Origin of the sequence: Limosilactobacillus reuteri (assembly GCF_002254085.1) — a bacterium.
Lineage (GTDB): Bacteria > Bacillota > Bacilli > Lactobacillales > Lactobacillaceae > Limosilactobacillus > Limosilactobacillus reuteri_K.
In genome coordinates this window covers 18,164-38,272 of record NZ_NGPY01000003.1, presented here as the reverse complement: position 1 = coordinate 38,272, position 20,109 = coordinate 18,164, and the positions used below count along the sequence as shown (strand labels likewise).

The window sequence follows — 20,109 nt, the reverse complement described above, 5'->3', positions numbered from 1 at the left end:
TCTCCTTCTTAATGATAAAGACTTGGTCGACGATCCTTAAACACCGGAATCGGTCCCCGAACCTGTGCTAACTGTGCTAGGTCAATTACTGCATAACTTACTTGTTCAACTTCTCCTGCATCATGGATAATACGGCCAAGCGGATCAATTACTAATGAATGGCCATTAAAACTATTCGCTAAATCCGTCCCAACACGATTGACCGCGACTACAAAGGCTTGGTTTTCAATTGCCCGCGACCGTAACATTATTTCCCACTGTTTAATCCGTTTGCTTGGCCATTCTGCTGGAAAATATAAGATGTCAGTTCCATAACGAGCGACTGTTCTAATCCATTCAGGGAATCGCAAATCATAACAAATAAAACTTGCACTCGGAACACCAGCTAATTCAAAGTGATTTTCTTTTTGCCCGGCTTTTAGATATCGGTCTTCATTCATTAGTCCAAATAAATGCACCTTCTCGTAACTGCTAATTAGATTTCCCTTTTGATCATAAACATAGGTTGTATTAAAAAAAGATTGTCCACATCTCACCGCTACTGAACCGCCGACAATGTTAATTTGATTTTTTAGTGCTAACTCACTAAGGAATTGTTGCGTCTTTTGACCATTTTCATCTGCCACTTCTGATAATTGATCTAAGGCATAGCCAGTATTCCACATCTCTGGCAAGACTACGATATCTGCATGATGATTAGCAGCTTCTTCAATTGCTTGCTTAGCTTTTTGATAATTTTCGGCAGGATTTCCTAATTGAATATTAAGTTGAGCTAATGCAATTTTTCGTCTCATCACTTCCACCTCCATAAAAAATACCCGTCCTTAACTTAAGTAAGGACGAGTATTTTCGTGGTGCCACCTTAATTTACTATCCACTCACATGAATAGCCTCAGGAAGTTCATAATAAACTTCGATACTTGATAACGGATATCAGCCGACAAGTGCTTAGTTTTTTCCTCACACTTGTTGTATTTTTTAAGACCATCTTCAAAGCAACTTGTAATTTTCTTCCACCACCCGAAAACTCTCTTAATGCTAAATTGCTTTTACTCTTCTTAAACGACTAATATTTAATTGCTGTCCGTATTCTAATTTATTTTTAATTATTTGTCAATCGTTTTCTAATTAACTTTCGAAAATAATTAGTCTTGACAAAAGCTTAGTACTCCAATTAAAATTTCAATTGTAGATAAAAATAGGTCAGTCCAGGAACAATAGCCACCGACTGCAAGCTATTGCCAGTACCGAAGCCCTGCTACAACTTTAATATATTCTAATAATAAAATAATTTAAAAGTGTAAAGCGCGTCTTTAAACGAGAATGGTACCGCCATAATTGGTGTCTCGGTTAAGGGCGCTTTTTGTTTTTTGAAAGGATTTTCTATGACTCATAAAATACAAAAAGTGGTTGTTAAGATTGGGACGAGTAGCCTTGTTCTCCCTAATGGAAAAATTAATTTACGAACAATCGACCAGCTCTCATTTGTTCTCGCAACATTAAATAATCAAGGATACCAACTTATTCTTGTTTCCTCGGGAGCAATTGGCGTTGGTCTTGCAAGTTTAGGATTAACAGATCGTCCTGCCGAAATCGAACAGCAGCAAGCCTTAGCATCTATCGGTCAGGCTGCTTTAATGCGAATCTATTCGCAACGCTTTTTAGATTATCAAACGCACGTCGCCCAACTTCTCCTTACTCGTGATGTGCTCACTTACCCTGTTAGTCGGCAACATACGCTTAATACAATTAATACTTTACTTCAGCAAAATGTAATTCCGATCGTTAATGAAAACGACCCAGTGTCAGTTGATGAGCTTGACCATTACACTACCTTCAGTGACAATGATGAACTCTCTTCCCAGGTCGCTATTGCCATTGACGCAGATGAACTAATCATTCTTTCGGATATCGATGCCCTTTATGACAAAGATCCTCATAAATTTCCTGACGCACAAGTCATTAAAGAAGTGCCAGTCCTAACGCCCGAAATAGAGAACGCCGCAAGCGGTAGCAGCACCAGGTTTGGAACAGGCGGAATGGTAACTAAATTACGGGCGGCTGCCACAATGATGCAAGCAGGCAAACAAATGATTTTATGCAATGGTCGTGATCCTAAAATTCTTTTTGATATTTTTGATGGTCATACTATTGGTACTCATTTTGGAAAATAGGAGTGATGATAATGAACCAAGACTTAATCGCAATTGGAAAAAGAGCTCAAATTGCTGCAAACAAACTAGCTTTAATGAACACTGCTACCAAAAATAAGGCATTGCTTCAATTGGCAGATGATTTGATCAAAAATAAAAAACAAATCATCGCTGCCAACCAACAAGATTTGGCTACTGCTACCCAAATGCCAACTAAATTTACGGATCGGTTAATGGTCAATTCCCAACGTATCGCGGACATGGCTAACGGTCTCCGGACAATCGCTGATTTGACCGATCCCACTTCCCAAATCGATAAGGGTTGGATTACCAAAGATGGGTTGCAAATCCTTCAACGGCGCGTACCATTAGGAGTAATTGGCATTATCTTTGAAGCACGACCAAACGTAACCGTGGACGCGACCGGCCTCACCTTTAAGAGTGGCAATGCAGTTATTTTACGGGGCGGAAAGGAAGCTATCCAGACTAATACTGCCTTAGTAAAAATTCTTCGCGAATCATTGCAAAAACAACATTTACCGGTCGATGCGGTTCAGCTTATTACCGACACTAGTCATGCGATTGCTGATGAAATGATGAATCTCACTGACTACATTGATGTCTTGATTCCCCGAGGCGGCCGAGCCCTTATTCAGCGGGTTGTAACAACAGCTACGGTCCCAGTTATCGAAACTGGTGCGGGTAATTGCCACATTTATATTGATAAGGATGCCGACCTAACAATGGCGACCAATATTACTGTAAATGCAAAAGTACAACGGCCTTCTGTATGCAATGCCGCTGAAAAATTACTTATCCACCGCGATATTGCCGCTGAATTTCTTCCTGTTATCGCAAGAGCTTTAACGGAACATGGAGTCCAATTACGCGGTGACGAAACGGCTTGCCAACTAGTATCAACTATCCGCCCCGTTACTGAGGAAGACTGGGATACAGAATACAACGATTTAATTATGGCCGTAAAAATTGTTGATTCCCTCGATGATGCAATTAGCCATATTAACCACTACAGTACTCATCATTCAGAATCAATTATTACAAACAACATTACCCGGGGACGCTACTTCCAACAGGCCATTAATTCTGCCTGTGTTTACGTTAATGCCTCCACGCGGTTTACTGATGGGGGAGAATTTGGCTTTGGCGCTGAAATTGGTATCAGTACCCAAAAACTTCACGCTCGGGGACCAATGGGATTACAACAATTAACAACAATCAAATATGAAATTACCGGTAATGGGCAAATTCGGAAATAATCTAGGAGGTTTTTTAGATGAAAGTTACAATTATTGGTGTTGGAAATATGGGGACTGCAATTATGAAGGGATTAAGCCATACGCAGAATTTTACCCTCAGCGCAATGAATCCTGTTAATCCACGTGTTACTAGCCTTGCTGAGAAGCTCGGGTTTAAACTCGTTAATACAAATAGTGAAGTGGTTAACCTTACACCCGATATCGTAATTTTGACCACCCCAGCCCCTATTACAACCGCAGTCGCTAAAGAATTAGCTGTACTTAACGACCACACTATTTTTATCTCCGCCGCTGCTGGAATTACTCATGCAGACTTAGCAAAAGTTCTTCCGAATAAAGAAATTGTTAATATTATTCCCAACACACCAGTTGAAGTTAATGCTGGCACAATTGGGCTTGCCTTACCAACCGGAATTTCTGCTGAAGCAATTTCAAAAGTAATGACTGTTTTAAATAGTCTTGGTGATGTCATTGAAGTTCCAGAACGCCAACTAGATATAATTGGTGTTATCAGCGGCTGTGGCCCTGCATTCGTTGATGTGATGATGGACGCAATGAGCGATGCCGCCGTCAAGCATGGTCTCGATCGCCAAACTGCCTATGAAGTTATTGCTAGTATGGTAAAAGGTACGGGAACACTAGCCTATGATAACAAGCTTGCCCCGGCATTATTACGCGATCAAGTAACGTCACCAGCGGGTACAACAATCAAGGGCGTGGAAGCATTGGAAAAAAATGGTTTCCGTTACGCCTTGATAGATGCCGTTGACAAAGCAAATGGCGAATCATAAAACGCAAAAAACTGCAGTTACGTTCATAAGAGACGAAGAGCGCAGTATAACAATGGCCTCCAGTGTTCGGAAACACGAACACTAGAGGCCATGACTGTTTAATTATGGTTATTATTTATTCTGAATTCGATCAAACATCAATCCTGGTACTGCATTCAAGTCTAAGCCTGCTCGATCGCCATGTTTGTGGTTAACATAACCAGCGGCCCCAATCATTGCAGCATTGTCGCCACATAATTTCAATGGTGCTTGCAGCATAGGGACATCAGAATGAAATTCCTTCATGTCATGATCTAAACGAGTACGGAGACCATGATTTGCAGCGACCCCACCAGCTAAAATCAGTTGTTTCACTGGGTAATCATCTAATGCACGCATTGTTTTTTCAGCAAGCACGTCGATAACACTTTGTTGGAAACTGGCTGCAAGATCATATTTATCTAATTTTTCCCCACGTTGGTCTGCGTTATGAACAGTATTGATGAAGGCACTCTTCAACCCACTAAAGCTAAAGTCATAATTATCTTCTTTTTCCATTGCTCGTGGAAAATTAAAAGTATCTTTGCCTTTAGCTGCCCATTCATCAATCGTTTTTCCTGCTGGGTAATTAACTCCCAACACACGACCAATCTTATCATAGGCTTCACCGGCAGCATCATCACGTGTTTCACCAATAATTTGGTATTCATGTTCTGATGGCATATAGACTAATTCTGTATGTCCACCGGAAACTAATAATGCCATTTGTGGATATTTAAACTCTCCAACATAGCGTGCGGCATAGATATGACCAGCCATGTGATTAACCGGCACTAACGGAAGATTATGAGCCCATGCGATCGCCTTCGCTGCCGTCACACCAATTAATAATGACCCGACTAATCCCGGACCGTATGTTACTGCCACAGCATCTAGGTCATTATAGTCTACATCTGCTTGCTCTAAAGCTTCATTTGTACACTTGGTAATTTGTTCAATATGATGGCGACTAGCTACTTCTGGTACTACTCCACCAAACCGCTGATGACTATCGATTTGCGTTGCAACGATATTGGAAAGGATTTTAGTTCCATTTTCAATTACAGCAACACTTGTTTCATCACAGCTTGATTCAAACGCTAAAATTAATGTGCGTTCTGTCATAATAAAATACTTTCACCTCTACCTAAGTAAGCTTGCTTGCATATCAACGGCATCTTCATGATTGTCTAAGTAATAACGTGGTTTAATATGCTGGTTACGAAAGCCTAAACTCTCATATAAGCGCCGAGCTGATACATTATGCACTCGTACTTCTAAACTCATCGAATGTAATTTTAAATGCCGGGCATAGTTTTTGGCTGTTAAAATAAGATACGTTCCAATCCCTTTATTTTGGTAACTTGGGGTAATCCCAATATTCGTAATATGCAAATCATAATGATACCAATCAATAGCCGTTCCCATAAACCCAACAATCTGCTGGTCATCCTCAATAACTAAATATAGTCGATCACATGGCCGCTGTAGTTCAATGCGGAAAGCAGCATAACTCCATGGTGCTTTCCCATAGATTCTTTCTTCAATTTCGACTAAAGTTTGAATATCTTGCTCTCTTGCCATCCGAACCACATACTGATGGCCGGATATCATTACTATTCGTCGCGTAAAATCAAGGGTCGGTCGTTTAGTAGGATTGGTCGTATTGACAAACCATTCTTTAAACTTCTCGAACATAATTCTTTCTTTTTTCTCCAGGATGAAGTTTTTGCCAATTAGCCTCTGCTTCAGTAATTCGTAAATAGTGTGGAACAAAGGGGTCAATCTCTTTAACCGGTTCCTTCGTTTCACCAGCAAGAGCTAATTGATACGTTGACGGAATGCTATAAGATCGTGGCAAAAGTGTCACATTAGCTGGCAATTGATCATATTTGGCCTGAATCTTATCAGTCATATTACCCACTAAAACAACTTGTTGATCTAATTTTGCAAGCTGGTCAAGCAAAACATCAATTCCTAAATGCTGATCTTCTATTTTAGTCATTAACTCGCCATTTTCCCACTGGTAAGCCCCAGCAAATACATTTCCCCGTCGTGCATCAAAGAAAGGAACAATAATTGCTGATGATGTCGGAACCACATTACGTGCTAACACTGCTAAACTTGATACGCCAACTAAGTCAATTTTTTCTGTATCAGCCAATACTTTAGCGGTTGTAACTGCAATTCGTACTCCCGTATAAGATCCAGGTCCCTGTGCAACCACTACTCGATCAATATTTGTTGGCTGCCACTGAACTAATTCAAATAACTTACTAATTGCCGGCATTAAATAAATGCTATGATTGCGAACCATATTAAGGGTCGTCGTTGTCAACAATTGCTCATCTTCAACCAACGCTACGCTCATTGGGTGGTTGGATGTATCGATGGCTAGAATCTTCATCTTTTATCAATCCTTTCAATCATCTTACATCTTATCACACTGGATCAGCTTTGACTTCTCTTTTAATTTCTTTTGTTCATTTACGACAAAACAGGCCCCAACAATTTTTTGCTGAGAGCCTGTTTGTTATTTTAAAACCGATTATTAGTCGCGATCATCATAACCCTTTGGATGAGTTGAATGCCACTTCCAAGCAGTTGCAATAATGTCGTGAACATCATCATACTTAGGACTCCATCCAAGAATATTACGAGCCTTATCACTAGCAGCAACTAATGAATCTGGATCTCCTGGACGGCGTGGTGCCATTTTAGCTGGAATAGGTTGACCCGTAACTTCACGGGCTGCTTCTAGCATTTGTTTGTTAGAGAAGCCAGTGGATGAACCAAGGTTAAAGGCATTACTCTTGTTACCTTCTTGAAGGTACTTAATAGCAAGAATATGAGCATCTGCTAAATCCATAACATGAACATAGTCACGAACATTGGTACCATCTGGTGTATTGTAGTCATCCCCAAAGATACTCAATTCATCACGCTTACCTTGCGCAACCTGAAGAATAATTGGAACTAAGTGTGTTTCTGGACCATGGTCTTCACCGATCGTGCCATCAGGAGCAGCCCCAGCAACATTAAAGTAACGGAGGGCAACAAACTTAATACCATAAGCTTTATCAGCCCAATCCATCATTTCTTCCATCATTAACTTACTCAAGCCATATGGGTTAATTGGTTTTTGGGGATCCGTTTCCTTAATTGGCATATGCTCTGGAACCCCATAAGTAGCAGCGGTTGAACTAAAGACAATATACTTAATATCATGATCATGCATTGCTTCAAGCAAAGTAATCATTCCACCAGTATTGTTATCAAAGTACTTCAATGGCTTACTCATTGATTCAGGGACAATTGAGAAAGCAGCAAAGTGAACAACTGCAGTAATATCTTCATTGTCAAAAATCTTGTCTAAGAATTGACGATCACGAATGTCACCTTCGTAAAACTTAGCCTTGGGATTAATCGCATCCCGGTGACCCGTTGATAAGTTATCAGCAACTACTACGTCTTCACCATTTTCAATAAGATCTTTTACCATATGGGAACCGATATATCCGGCACCACCAGCAACTAAAATTGACATCTTGTTTCCTCCTTGATCCAACTAAAGCTTTCATAGTGATTGTAGCACAGTTTTACTATTTCTAATTAGTAAAATTTAGTAAAAAGAAAATAAAGTTTTTAGCAGATAATTTTATAGTGAAGATTTTAGCTGATTAAAATTAATCTGCTGCTCAAGGTACTTAAATAATAAGCCCTCTCTTAATCCACTATTACTAAAACTAATCTCGTTAATTGATAATTGCCGGACAAGAGAGATAAGTGGTAAAAGCCCCCCGACAATTACATCTGCTCGCACTTTCGTAATTCCACGGATTCCTGCCCGCGTCTGCCGATCCTCTTCTAATAACTGCCGCATAATCAAAAAGGCTTCTTCTGAACGCATTGTTAGCCCATGAACCGGTCTGACTTCATCAGGATTAAGAGCTTGTTGCCACCGATATACCTTCGCCAATGCACGGTTGCATCCCCCGAGTGCCACAATCTTTGTTTCCCGCATCCGATTCAACCACAATTGTTGAGAGAGGACTTCATCAATTTTAACCATGGCATCAAATAAATCAGCCGGATTAATCTGATCTTCAAGGTGGTAAGTTTGAGAAATGCTGACGGAGCCGATCGGAATACTAACTGCTTCTTCTGCTTCCCCATTATTTACCGAGATTAATTCCATACTTGCTCCTCCAGTATCAACGATTATTCCTTTATCAATTGGAAGAGTCTGGTTAACTCCAACATAGTCAAGATATGCTTCTCGTTCCCCACTAATTACGTGAATTTCAAAACCGGTTTCTCGCTGGACCTTTTCCAGAAATTGCAGTTGATTTTGCGCTTGACGAACGGCGGCAGTTGCAACCGCAATAATTGTCAGATTCTTATTTCGATATCGATCACAAATTGCCCGAAATTCTTTTAAGGCATCAATAGTCCGCTTTACGGGAGTTGACTTCAGCATTTTTTCTGGCCCCATATTTGAAGCAAGACGAACGTATCTTTTTTCATATTGAACCGTTTCAAAGCTCCCGTTATCTTGAATTTTTGTTATTTTAAGCCGAACTGAATTCGAACCTAAATCAAGAATTGCCAAGTACTGCTCATTGCTCATAAATTACTCATCCTTTCGCTCATCTAAATGAAGATTGGGAACATGGCGAGTTAAAGTTTCAAAAACTGAAGAAAAATGTTTTTTTGCTTTCTTCTCCTTTTTCTCACGCGCATTCAATTTCATTGCTTGTTTAACAAAGTATTCTTGTGAGCTGAATGGTGCAGCATCACCACGATCAATCCGTTCATAATGATCTCCTACTAACCGGCGAGCCTTGACATTATCCTTCCACATAACGTCAAAAATATGAATTGCATGAGCTTTTGTGTCTGGCTGGGTAACGGGATACAATTCTTCAACCCGTCGATTAAGATTTCTCGTCATCATATCGGCACTTGCAAGGTAGACTTCCTCATGACCATTACTCTTAAAGTAGTAGATCCGAGAGTGTTCAAGGAAACGGCCAATAATAGAATGAACTTCAATATTCCCATGCAGTTCTGGCAGATCATTCCGTAAACAGGTAATTCCGCGAATCAATAATTCAACCTTAACTCCACTAGCAGCGGCTGCGTATAGGCGGGCGATGATTTGCTTGTCAGACAAGGAATTCATCTTCATCCGAATTAATGCAGGATTACCATTTTTGGCATTTTCAATTTGCTCATCAATTTTGGCATTAATAAATGTCCGGATTCCATCAGGAGATACCCGTAATTCATTGAAATAAGCTGGTCGAGCAAATCCTGACAGCATATTAAACAGGTTCGTCATATCGATACCCAGCTCATGGTCACAAGTAAATAATCCCATATCGGTGTAAAAATGAGCTGTTACGTCATTATAGTTACCAGTTCCTAGGTGCATGTAACGCCGCAGTCCATCTTCATCACGACGGATAACCAAGGCAACTTTACAGTGCGTTTTAAGGCCAACTAAACCGTAAATAACGTGGCACCCCATCTGTTCAAGCCGTTGTGCCCATCGAACGTTATTTTGTTCATCAAACCGCGCTTTAACTTCAACTAAGACCGTTACTTGCTTGCCCTGTTGCGCGGCCATTCCGAGATACTTAATAATCGGTGAATTACCAGAGACCCGATAAAGAGTCATCTTGATTGCTAAAACATCTGGATCAATGGCTGCTTGGTGGATAAAGTTAACCACGGCTTGAAAATTATCATAAGGATGCTGCATTAAGTAGTCCTTTTGGCGAATTGAAGAAAAAATATTATGGTCCATATCTAACGCTGGATTGAGGTATGGCTTATATGGCGGATAGCGCAAGTCATCATGTCCATCAACCATCCCCGATAATTTTTTCAAGAAAGTTAAATCAACGGGCCCATCTACTTCATACAGTGATCGTTCACTTACATGCAGATTATCAATTAACTGATCCTTTAACCATTCATCGATTGAAGCTGGAACTTCTAGGCGCATCACCCGCCCATGTTCTCGTTCTCGCAATTGCCGTTTGACTGCCCGGAGTAAATCTGACGTATCTTCTTCAGCCACGTCTAAGTCCATATCCCGCATAACTCGATATGATGCCGTAGCTAATATCTCATATCCAGGAAAAAGCGTACTAAGGAATTCAGTAATAATTTCATCAATCAAAATGAAAATATTTTCTCCTGGCAGCCGGACTAACCGCTTATAAATTTCCGGAACACGGACTGTTGCAAATTTGATATCCGCTTCTTGACGATCATCATGTGGTTCAATTTGTGGACGATGAACTTCTTGATCCCCTTCTAAAATTTCCTCTGCAACTGGTTTACTTATTGGATGGATTTGCCGCCGCAGCTGAACAGCAATATTTAAGGAATTATTGGAGATAAAGGGAAACGGACGTGAGGCATCGTCTGCCATGGGAGTCAAAACTGGCATCAGCTCATCATTAAAATATCGGCGAATAAATTCATATTGTTTCTCAGCAAGTTCGTGAACATGGAGGATATGAATATCGTTTCTAGCAAGATCCGGAATAATTTGCTGATTGTAAACTTCATACCGTTGCTTAACCATCCGATGTTCTTTTTCATTCACTGCATCCAACTGCTCTTCTGGAGTTAGACCAGACGCATCAGTAGTAGTAACGTTGGCAGCAGCAAGTTTATGAAGCGAGGCAACACGCACCATAAAAAATTCATCAACATTGCTTTGGGTAATTCCCAAGAAATTAGCACGTTCTAACAACGGATTGGCGGTATCAGTGGCCTCTCCAAGTACTCGTCCATTAAAGTCAATCCAACTCAATTCCCGATTGACATAATTCTGTGGCTTATAAAACTCCTTATACATCTTAAAGATCGCTCCTCTCAGTTAAGACCGGTTCAATTCCGTATACATCCTTAAATAGTTGCGACTTTTTACTAAAAGACCACTTTTCAAGAACAAGGTCATCATTAGCTGTTGCTTTAATGATTAAACGGCTATCTCCTACTAATTTCAATTTAATATTTGAAATTTTTTGCAGCCGTGAATCATCCAATGCGTCAACTAATCGTAAAATAGCAGCTAATTTTGCTACTGGCATCTGGATCTCATCATCGAGATGGCGGTAATGAGCTTGACTAATATCTGGAGACTCTGCACTATGATATCTGGCCACTTCAGCAATAATCCGATTATCTTTATCCGAAAGGCCGATTAAAGGATTAGCCTCCATAATATAAGCAGAGTGACGGTAGTGTCCTCGTTGATTAATAAAATTACCAATGTCATCAATTCTACTAGCTATTTCTAATAATAATCGCTCATGTTGACCAAGACGATGAATTGGGCGTAATTGATCAAAGAGTTGGAGCGAAAAGCGCGTTACAAAATCCCGATGAGCTGAATCAACACCGTATCGTGAAGAAATATTATCGGCAGCTGTTCTGATCATTTCATTAATTTGCCGTCTCGTTTTAGGATTATCAACCCCAATTCCATGGGAAATCCCATCCATCGTTGAAATATCAGTTACGTAAAGGCCCGCTGGTTGAATTAAGCGCACTGTTCGCGCCGTTACCAAATAATTTGGTAATAATAATTCGAATTGTTGGTCATCAATCTGAATATTTTTCATTAAGCCATCTTTTACTGGCGATAAAATCTTTTGGTAATCATCATGAAATTCATTTAGGGGAACTTCCGCGATCTGCTGATCATTTGGCAAAAACAATTTATTGAGTGAGAGAGCATTTTGCACCATCATTACTGTATGCTTTTTCTTCGTTAGTTCTGGTGTTAAATACTCTAGTTTACTACTAATATAATCTTGAATAATTTCAGTTGGATTAGTGGCAGTTTTTCGGAGACGGCCCACCAACTGACTGATTTTTGCATTACCAAGATCGATATCCCATGCCCGTTCGAAGCTTCCATGGTGAAAATAGGCCAAGGTAGTTGAGCTAAGACCGATGCTTAGAAGATACATATTGTGCTTACTAAGTTTCTCAAAATCTGGCAACAAGGTTAAAAGGTAGCTCATTGACTGAGCCATTAGTTGGTTATTGTTTAGCCATTCAATCTGTAACCCTGTCCGCACTTCTAACTGATCAGCCACATACCGGGTTGCGACGGGGTCAAGGTCTTCTAAATCGCCATAAAACTTAACTGCGGTTGCTTGATAATCATTGATAATTTGTTTAAATCCCTCAATATTATTAACAATTGTAGTCATGTTTTCTGAATAATTAGCAACTTTAGCGTTCCCGATATTTAGAAGGCCCGATCGAATATTATTTATCACTTTTAAAGTAGGTATCTCAATGATCCGTAAATTAACTTGATCGGGTTCAAGGTAAATAATCGCCGTTAAAGATCTTTTCACGTCAACTCACTCCTCATAATTACTACTATTCATAGAATACCATCTTCCTTTAAATGTCTCTACATTAAACCATTCAAGATCTTTTTGTCTATATTAGGGCTAAAATAAAATAGCAACTAATTTCCTGTCTAGAAACCAGTCGCTATTATTCATTGATTAATTTTTAATACCATTCTATCTCAGCAATTGCATCAATTTGCTCACCAACACCAATCTGATGATAAGTTACCTTTTCATCATTTGTTTGGAGCTTATTAACTTTACTTTCCACTATTTCCCCATTGCGTACCTCTTGAAGATATTGCAAATTAAATCTCTTTATCTGATTTCCGCGTAAAAAATCGCGCCCAAGCGGATCAAGAAGCCAATCAAAGTAACGAGCATTATTAACATGATGATTAGCATCAAGGTCAAAATAACGAACTTGATAATTTTTCTTTATTACCGAAGCATTTTCGTCCAATTTTTGAGGTCGTTTTAGGCGAGGAATCCTTTTCGCAACAGGAGCTTTAAACGGCTCAATCAAAGCAGGTGGAATAGATTGCATTCGCCGCGTCTTTAGATTCATAAACACAAAAATCGACCTAATTCGTGCATATTCAACCTGGTGTTCTTTATCCGTTATCCAAAAATCACGAACAGCAAAAAAGCGATTGTAGGAAACAGCTTTTGTTCCTAAAATGACAGTTTCCCCAAAAGAAGGCTGCTTTGCGGAAAGCTGTCCTTCATAGCCGCTTACTACCCACGTACCGCCAGTAGCCTGTATTTCTTCGGTTCCCATTCCTAAAAACATACTGTGCTCATCGGATACCATAGAAATCATACTCAATATCATACTCAAGCTTGGATGACTTGTTTCATCACACTCATAATATGTTAGTAAGTGTGGCATTTCGAATGTTTGTGCTTCTTGCTTTAACTCCATACTTTTCTCCTACAATTGATGATATTGTTTATATAATTCCTGGCGTTTTATATTATTTTTCTTTGCCACTAGCTTAATCGCAGCATTAGTGGAAAGACCATTTAAAATTTCCTTGTCAACCTGCTCTGTTAATGGCAATCCAATCTCATTATCCGTCTTCTCTGTGGGGTGCTCATTCCCTGCTACTAGAATAACGAATTCTCCTCGTGGTTGGTGATCTGCAAACCAGGCAGTTACTTCAGCAAGCGTTCCCCGGGTAAACTCTTCATAGCGTTTAGTTAGTTCCCGTGCTAATACAACCCGCCGTTCATCGCCAAAAACTTCCGCCATCGTAGCTAAAGTCTTTTTTAAGCGGTGCGGAGCTTCATAAAAGATCATCGTTTCTTTACGATCTTTTAATTGCTCCAGTGCCGTTACTTGCTGCTGGTGTTTACGCTCTAAAAAGCCAAAGAAGTAGAACGGCTGGGGAACTAACCCCGAAGCAATAAGAGCCGTCAATCCTGCATTAGCGCCCGGAAGCGGGATTACTGGCACCCCTTCTCTAACGGCCGCCGCTACCAATTCCTTGCCGGGGTCAGAAATCGAAGGCATCCCTGCATCGCTGCACTGGGCAATCGAATAACCAGCTTTTAACTTCTCAATTAATTCTGGAACACGTTGTTCAGTATTATGCTCATGAAAACTAATTTGACGGGTCGATATATCAAAATGGTTTAATAGTTGCTGAGTATGACGTGTATCTTCAGCAGCAATCAGATCCACTTCTTTTAAGGTTTTAATTGCACGGAAAGTCATATCATCTAAATTTCCAATTGGGGTTGGAACCAAATATAAACTTCCTGATTGGTGATCATTAAAACTACTAATTTGCTGCATACTATCTCCTATTTTGTCATTCCTTGTTCGTGTCCAAATATTGCATCTAAACAAAAAGTACAAGATTCATTAGGCTCAAGACGCTTACCATAGTACTCACTGCAAACATGAAAACCCTGTTGGTAAAGTTCTTTTAAATTTTGCCGTGATCCAGATAATTGATTTTCACTATGATGTGGCTGCTTTTCTTTAATCATCTGACGCAAATGCTTGTTTTCAATTGAAAGTTCCACATTTTCCTCAGAAATAGCAATAATTTTTGCCTGTAGCTGCTCCATTTTATTAACCAAATCCTGAGTCTGGTTCATCACCTGCGCAAATTGTTCATAAAGATTATCTGAACTATATTCTTCACTCATCTTTTCGCCCCTAACTAATGCTTAAAACCTGCACAAGCCGAATCGTCAATTGTTCAACAATATTTTGAAAACTAATATTTTGTTCTAACATGTGACGAGTTTCCAACGTTAACTGACTAGCTGCTAACAATTGTTGAGGAGAGTATTTTCTAACTACTTCTCCCATTTCTCCTAAAATATTATTAAAGTGAAGACGGTTGGCTGCTGTTATTCCCGAATTTACCATTAGCGTATCACGCCAGATTAAGGTAATTAAGTCCAGAATTACTCGTTGTTTATCCCGGTCGGTAGCTACTTTTTGCAGAATTGTCTGAACATCAACAAAGCCTAACATGCCATTTCGTGTCGTATCTTGATACCACTGAATGACTCCTTTGATCGCACTCGCAAACCAATTATCTTCTTGCCATTGTTCAATCATTGCGACGGAATCTGTAATCCCAACAGCAATCTGTTGTTGAGATTGTGGAATATTATGCTCAGTTAAAACTGTTAACAATGCATCTCGTTTTAATGGTGGCAGTTCAATCACCTGTGTTCGTGATCGAATCGTTGGTAAGACAGCACTTTTATTAGTCGTTAGCATAAAGATATAAACGCCAGCTCCTGGTTCTTCAATAAACTTAAGAAGACTATTTGCTGCACCGTTTGTCATTTTATCAGCATCTTTAATAATAAAAATTTTCTTATTGCCTTCTACCGCACTCTTAGAAAACTCTGCTTTTAAGTGGCGAATCTCATCAACCTTTATTTGGCGACCTTCTGGAGCAGCATAGACAATGTCAGGATGGTTTCCAGATAAAATTCGCTGACACTCGGCACAGGTTAAGTCTGGTTCATTGTCCTGGGGATGAAGACAAAATAACCGTAATGATAACCATTGGGCAAGAGACATTTTTCCTGAACCACCTGGCCCAACAAACAGATAAGCATGAGCAAGCTCATTATTTGATAATATTTTTTGAAAACGAGTAATTATTGCTGGTTGTAATTTTTCTGCACGTGTTTGTCCTTGTTCAGCCACCCATCTTCACCTACTTAAAATTTAATGAAGTCTTCTACTGGTAAGACAAAGACAGTTGCCCCACCAATCTTTACATTGACAGGAAATGCCGAACCGCCTTCAACATCCATATGCATTTGCGATGTAACGTATTGTTCACGTGATTCAGCATTCTTTTTAATTACTGATAATACTTCTTGAACACGGTCGTCCTCAATCCCAATTAAAAATGTCGCATTTCCTTCACGAAGAAAGCCACCAGTTGTTGATAATTGAGTAACGTGAATATCAGCTTTATTAAATGCTTTTCGTAAACGATTGCTATCCTTTGATTGAACAATTGCAATAATCATTTTCATTATTAATCACCCTTTTTTAAAACAAATCTGAAAACCGGTCATGAATTGTTGTTTTTACGTCCTCAATCACTTTTTCCAATGGCTGGCTTGCATCAATCAACTTTATGCGTTCTGGATAATTCTGGTAGAGTTTTAAATAAGATTGACGAACAGTTCGATGAAATTCAAGCTTTTCTTCATCTAATCGATTAACTTGATTAGAACGATGTTCAGCAATCCGTTTTAAGCCAATTTCCGATTCAATATCAAGATAAATTGTCAACGCCGGCATTAGCCCATCAATCGCAAACTGATTAATTTGCCAAATTTCTTTTTCTCCAAGGCCCCGGCCAGCTCCCTGGTAAGCAATGGAACTATCCACAAAGCGATCACACAGAATAACTTTCCCTGCTTTCAGCCCCGGAATTATTTCTGAAACAATGTGTTGCCGACGAGCAGCAGCAAAAAGCAATGCTTCTGTCCGTCCATCCATATCGGTATTTTGACCATCAAACAGTACCTGGCGAATTTGCTCAGAGATCTTATTACCACCCGGTTCACGAGTATACATAACTTTTTCTGTGCCAAGCTGATCTTCCAATTCCCGTTGGATCTGTTGGATTACACTTGTCTTACCCGCGCCATCCGGTCCTTCAAATGATATAAATTTACCGTCCATTTCTCTCTCCTAGCGATCAATTACTCCATCATTTAATTTCCCGTGAACCTTAAATTTGCGAGCAATTTTGTATAGGTATAAAAATTTCTGCTCTTGAATCCGGGAACGATAATGAAGTTCACTATTAACGTTTGCTTCATATACTGCCCGTTCAGTCTCACGTGCATGATCCCAACTAGCCTTCGTAGAGTATACCGCTTCTAGCAGACGTTGGTTTCGTTCACGTTCTACCTCTTTAGTCGGCCGCTTAAAAAACATTTCCTTACATCTCCGTTCGCCCTTGCACTGCTTTGAATAATGTCATCTCATCAGCATAGTCAATATCAGCGCCAACTGATAACCCATGCGCCAACCGAGTAACTTTAATTCCCGCAGGCTTAATTAGCTTAGCGAGGTAACCGGCAGTCAACTCACCATCAGATGAAGCATTCGTTGCAATAATAATTTCCTTTATTTCATCATCTTTCTTTAGTCGTTTAAGTAAACTTGTAATATTAATATCTTCTGGGCCGGTTCCTGCAACTGGAGAAATAACTCCATGAAGGACATGGTATAAGCCATGGTATTCATGCATCCGTTCCATTGCCATAACGTCTTGTGACTGCTCAATAACTAGAATTTGCGAATGATCACGGGTCTTATCGCGACAAATTGGACAAGGGTCGTCTTCAGTAATATTGCCACAAATACTACAGTTATGAAGGTCCCTTTTAGCAGACAGAAGGGATTTAGCAAAGTTTGTTACATCGTCTTCTTGCATACTCAAAGTATAGAACGCCAGGCGAGTTGCAGTCTTTTGCCCAATTCCTGGCAATTTAGTATAGCTTTCAATTAATTTTGCTAATGGTTCTGGATATTGGATCACTTTTTACAACCCCATACCTTGCGTATATTTACCAAGCTTTTGTTGAGTAGCATCATTAACTTGTTTCATTCCGTCTTTCACAGCAGCAATTACCAAGTCCTGAAGCATATCAATATCATCTGGATCAACTGCTTCTGGCTTAATCTTTAAGTCAATTAATTGATTATCCCCGCTAAACTTAGCAGTTACCATATCATCTGGTGCTTTTCCAACAAATTCCTGTTTAGCAAGTTCTTCATGTTCAGCCATCATTTTCTTTTGCATTGCCTTAGCTTGCTTCATCATTTGTTGCATATTCATTCCACGCATCATAATATCATCCATCCTTTTTCTTAATTATCTTCTACTTTAACAATATCACTACCAAATAACTTCTGTGCTGTTGCTACTTGGTTATCTTCTTGAGGTAACGTTTCCTCAGTCGGTGCTTCATCTTCTGGTGGTAGCAGTGGTTCTTCCATTGGTGCTGGTGTGACCACAGGAGTTTGCCCGCTTCCTTCAGTAGTTTGTGGCTTTTGTTTAGTAGGCTGCGGCTTTTGCTGATTCTTACTAAAACCATGATCTTTAATAAAATCTTGCCGAATTTTTGGCCACTTATCCTTAGGTACAAAAACAACTTGCCGTTCATTCCCATTTAAACGTTGCAAAGCACTTTCCATATTCTTTAACAACGTTGTATCATCAGCGGCTTGCTGGAATAAGAACGGATAATCAAAAGCAACAATTATTCCCACGGCACTAGCGGCAACCGGTTGTGAAACGTGAAGTAAGGACCGTTGCGGCACCGACAATAGGTTCAACATATCTCCCCATAACTCACGAACATTTATTAAATCTTGACGAGTCGCATTTTCTAATACTGGGTAAATCTTATTGAGATTAACCTGCACTTTCTTTTGTTGTACTCGCGGCTGCTCATTATGCTGACGAGGTGATGGTCGACTAGCCTTTATCGGCGTATTCTGCAACTGTTTTACTGTTTGTTGCAATTGCTGAATCTCTTGTTGTAATTTTTCAATCGTCTTAGTAGCTTCAGTACTTGTATCCGCAGAAACTGCTGGTGTCGATTGAATATTCTTTTGTGGTTCGATTTGTGCAAGTTTTATTGTGAGAACTTCCAAATACACATCTGGATGGGTCGTAAAACGCATCTCTTCTTGAATATTATTTAGTTCATCGATCATTCGGTATAAGGTCGCTGAAGAAGCAAGTTGGACTATTTCTTCAAAGTCTTCCTGCTTTAGTCCTGTACTTTCAACACTAATCAAGCTTGGTGATTCTTGGTACAACAGAATATCACGAATAAAGGAAATCAAGTCCTCAATGAACCGCTGACCGTCTTTTCCTTCATCTAAAATATCCTTCATAGTATCAAGAGCAGTCGCCCCTTCATGTTTACTAATTTCTATAAAGTACTTCTTTAATAACTGTTTAGTAACACTTCCTGTAACTAATAAAGCATCGTCCAACTTTACCTCATTATCACTGAAAGAAAGAACCTGGTCAAGGATACTCAATGCATCCCGCATCCCTCCTTCAGCAGCATTTGCAATTACCCATAATGCTTTTTCATCATAAGTAACTTCCTTTTGATCAAGGATATATTTCATTCGATTAAATGCATCTTCTGCTGAAATTCGTCGAAAATCAAATCGTTGAACTCGCGAAATAATTGTTAAAGGAATTTTATGGGGTTCCGTAGTTGCAAGAATAAAAATCACATTGGCTGGTGGTTCTTCAAGCGTCTTTAGTAATGCATTAAAGGCCCCTGTTGAAAGCATGTGAACTTCATCAATTATATAGACCTTGTAATCCGCTTGGGTAGGGGCATATTTTGCCTTATCCCGAATATCACGAATCTCTTCAACCCCATTATTAGAAGCCGCATCGATTTCAATTACATCATTTAATTGCCCGTTCGTAATTGCTTTACAAATCTCACACTCATTGCATGGTTCGCCATCCTTGGAGTGATGACAATTAACCGCTTTAGCAAAAATCTTCGCTGCTGAGGTTTTACCAGTACCACGTGGACCAGCGAACAAGTATGCATGGCTTATCTGGTGAGTGATAATGGCGTTTTTTAGGGTTCTTGTAACAATCTGTTGACCGACAAGATCATCGAATCGCTGTGGTCGCCAGACACGATATAATGCCTGATAACTCATCGCTAGACTCCCTTTCTGAATTTAAAATACTATAAAATATTATACAAGGAATTAAGCATATAAAGTAGTTAAAATACATTTTAATTAAAATTTTAAAATAAAAAAGACCCGCAACAAATTATTACGAGTCAGCTTAATTATCAATAAAACTTAGAGCACAAGGCATATCATACTTAGTGCTGCTTCCTTCCAGACCTGACACGGTTCGTAAGCATGCCCTTGCTCTAAGGCCTTACGGCAAATAGTATGATACACTATTTTTCT

At 39.6% G+C, this 20,109-nt stretch carries 21 protein-coding genes, 1 other RNA gene and 1 other annotated feature; of the genes, 3 read left to right on the top strand and 19 right to left on the bottom strand.

Annotated elements, in window-relative coordinates; all coding sequences use genetic code 11:
- Positions 1-8: 8 nt before the first annotated feature.
- Positions 9-794 (bottom strand): carbon-nitrogen family hydrolase, encoded by a 786-nt coding sequence (locus CBG10_RS00890; protein ID WP_168353422.1) that lies wholly within the window; start codon positions 792-794, stop codon positions 9-11.
- Between the two features lie 38 nt (positions 795-832).
- Positions 833-1,076, bottom strand: a binding site (T-box leader).
- Between the two features lie 309 nt (positions 1,077-1,385).
- On the opposite strand from CBG10_RS00890, the gene proB reads away from it, so the two are divergent.
- From proB to proC, 3 genes are read left to right on the top strand one after another with little or no spacing between them, the layout of a single operon-like run.
- Entirely contained in the window at positions 1,386-2,174 is a 789-nt protein-coding gene (proB, locus tag CBG10_RS00885; protein ID WP_094502033.1) for a glutamate 5-kinase, read from the top strand.
- Between the two features lie 11 nt (positions 2,175-2,185).
- Positions 2,186-3,430: a glutamate-5-semialdehyde dehydrogenase gene (locus CBG10_RS00880; RefSeq protein ID WP_094511351.1), complete on the top strand. Its 1,245-nt coding sequence runs from the start codon at positions 2,186-2,188 to the stop codon at positions 3,428-3,430.
- A gap of 17 nt (positions 3,431-3,447) precedes the next feature.
- Positions 3,448-4,221: a pyrroline-5-carboxylate reductase gene (gene proC, locus CBG10_RS00875; RefSeq protein WP_094504147.1), complete on the top strand. Its 774-nt coding sequence runs from the start codon at positions 3,448-3,450 to the stop codon at positions 4,219-4,221.
- A gap of 111 nt (positions 4,222-4,332) precedes the next feature.
- Here the strand turns inward: proC and tsaD are convergent, their stop codons facing one another.
- The 18 genes from tsaD to ffs form a co-directional block, all read right to left on the bottom strand.
- Positions 4,333-5,364, bottom strand: a complete 1,032-nt coding sequence (gene tsaD, locus CBG10_RS00870; RefSeq protein ID WP_094504146.1) for a tRNA (adenosine(37)-N6)-threonylcarbamoyltransferase complex transferase subunit TsaD — start codon at positions 5,362-5,364, stop codon at positions 4,333-4,335.
- An 18-nt stretch (positions 5,365-5,382) separates the two neighbouring features.
- Complete coding sequence (gene rimI / locus CBG10_RS00865) at positions 5,383-5,937, bottom strand: ribosomal protein S18-alanine N-acetyltransferase (protein WP_019252269.1); 555 nt, start codon at positions 5,935-5,937, stop codon at positions 5,383-5,385.
- Positions 5,921-6,646: a tRNA (adenosine(37)-N6)-threonylcarbamoyltransferase complex dimerization subunit type 1 TsaB gene (gene tsaB / locus CBG10_RS00860; protein WP_094511349.1), complete on the bottom strand. Its 726-nt coding sequence runs from the start codon at positions 6,644-6,646 to the stop codon at positions 5,921-5,923. Before tsaB ends, rimI begins: the two co-directional genes overlap by 17 nt.
- Before the next feature lie 144 nt (positions 6,647-6,790).
- Positions 6,791-7,786: a UDP-glucose 4-epimerase GalE gene (gene galE, locus CBG10_RS00855; protein WP_003666351.1), complete on the bottom strand. Its 996-nt coding sequence runs from the start codon at positions 7,784-7,786 to the stop codon at positions 6,791-6,793.
- A gap of 111 nt (positions 7,787-7,897) precedes the next feature.
- The gene (locus CBG10_RS00850; protein ID WP_019252267.1) at positions 7,898-8,869 is read right to left on the bottom strand and encodes a Ppx/GppA family phosphatase; all 972 of its coding nucleotides are present in this window, start codon (positions 8,867-8,869) and stop codon (positions 7,898-7,900) included.
- Between the two features lie 3 nt (positions 8,870-8,872).
- A complete protein-coding gene (locus tag CBG10_RS00845) occupies positions 8,873-11,116 on the bottom strand; it encodes an RNA degradosome polyphosphate kinase (protein ID WP_094502049.1) in 2,244 nt (747 codons plus the stop codon).
- 1 nt (position 11,117) lies between these two features.
- Positions 11,118-12,632 (bottom strand): exopolyphosphatase, encoded by a 1,515-nt coding sequence (locus CBG10_RS00840; protein ID WP_094504143.1) that lies wholly within the window; start codon positions 12,630-12,632, stop codon positions 11,118-11,120.
- A gap of 163 nt (positions 12,633-12,795) precedes the next feature.
- Positions 12,796-13,557, bottom strand: coding sequence for an acyl-[acyl-carrier-protein] thioesterase (locus CBG10_RS00835; protein WP_094502053.1), 762 nt, complete (start codon positions 13,555-13,557; stop codon positions 12,796-12,798).
- Between the two features lie 9 nt (positions 13,558-13,566).
- Complete coding sequence (gene rsmI, locus CBG10_RS00830) at positions 13,567-14,433, bottom strand: 16S rRNA (cytidine(1402)-2'-O)-methyltransferase (RefSeq protein ID WP_019252263.1); 867 nt, start codon at positions 14,431-14,433, stop codon at positions 13,567-13,569.
- Positions 14,434-14,441: 8 nt separating this feature from the next.
- Entirely contained in the window at positions 14,442-14,792 is a 351-nt protein-coding gene (locus tag CBG10_RS00825) for a DNA replication initiation control protein YabA (RefSeq protein WP_003676322.1), read from the bottom strand.
- A gap of 10 nt (positions 14,793-14,802) precedes the next feature.
- A complete protein-coding gene (holB, locus tag CBG10_RS00820; RefSeq protein WP_094504141.1) occupies positions 14,803-15,816 on the bottom strand; it encodes a DNA polymerase III subunit delta' in 1,014 nt (337 codons plus the stop codon).
- Positions 15,817-15,830: 14 nt separating this feature from the next.
- The gene (locus CBG10_RS00815) at positions 15,831-16,154 is read right to left on the bottom strand and encodes a cyclic-di-AMP receptor (RefSeq protein WP_003666336.1); all 324 of its coding nucleotides are present in this window, start codon (positions 16,152-16,154) and stop codon (positions 15,831-15,833) included.
- 16 nt (positions 16,155-16,170) lie between these two features.
- Positions 16,171-16,812 (bottom strand): dTMP kinase, encoded by a 642-nt coding sequence (gene tmk / locus CBG10_RS00810; protein WP_094502059.1) that lies wholly within the window; start codon positions 16,810-16,812, stop codon positions 16,171-16,173.
- Between the two features lie 9 nt (positions 16,813-16,821).
- A complete protein-coding gene (locus CBG10_RS00805; protein WP_003667379.1) occupies positions 16,822-17,070 on the bottom strand; it encodes a YaaL family protein in 249 nt (82 codons plus the stop codon).
- Positions 17,071-17,074: 4 nt separating this feature from the next.
- Positions 17,075-17,677 carry a recombination mediator RecR gene (recR, locus tag CBG10_RS00800; RefSeq protein WP_179225404.1) on the bottom strand — a complete coding sequence of 201 codons (603 nt, stop codon included), beginning with the start codon at positions 17,675-17,677 and terminating at the stop codon, positions 17,075-17,077.
- Positions 17,678-17,680: 3 nt separating this feature from the next.
- The gene (locus CBG10_RS00795; protein ID WP_035160796.1) at positions 17,681-17,989 is read right to left on the bottom strand and encodes a YbaB/EbfC family nucleoid-associated protein; all 309 of its coding nucleotides are present in this window, start codon (positions 17,987-17,989) and stop codon (positions 17,681-17,683) included.
- 20 nt (positions 17,990-18,009) lie between these two features.
- Complete coding sequence (gene dnaX / locus CBG10_RS00790; RefSeq protein WP_094511347.1) at positions 18,010-19,845, bottom strand: DNA polymerase III subunit gamma/tau; 1,836 nt, start codon at positions 19,843-19,845, stop codon at positions 18,010-18,012.
- 139 nt (positions 19,846-19,984) lie between these two features.
- An RNA gene (gene ffs / locus CBG10_RS00785) (signal recognition particle sRNA small type) lies at positions 19,985-20,082 on the bottom strand.
- Between the last annotated feature and the right edge of the window lie 27 nt (positions 20,083-20,109).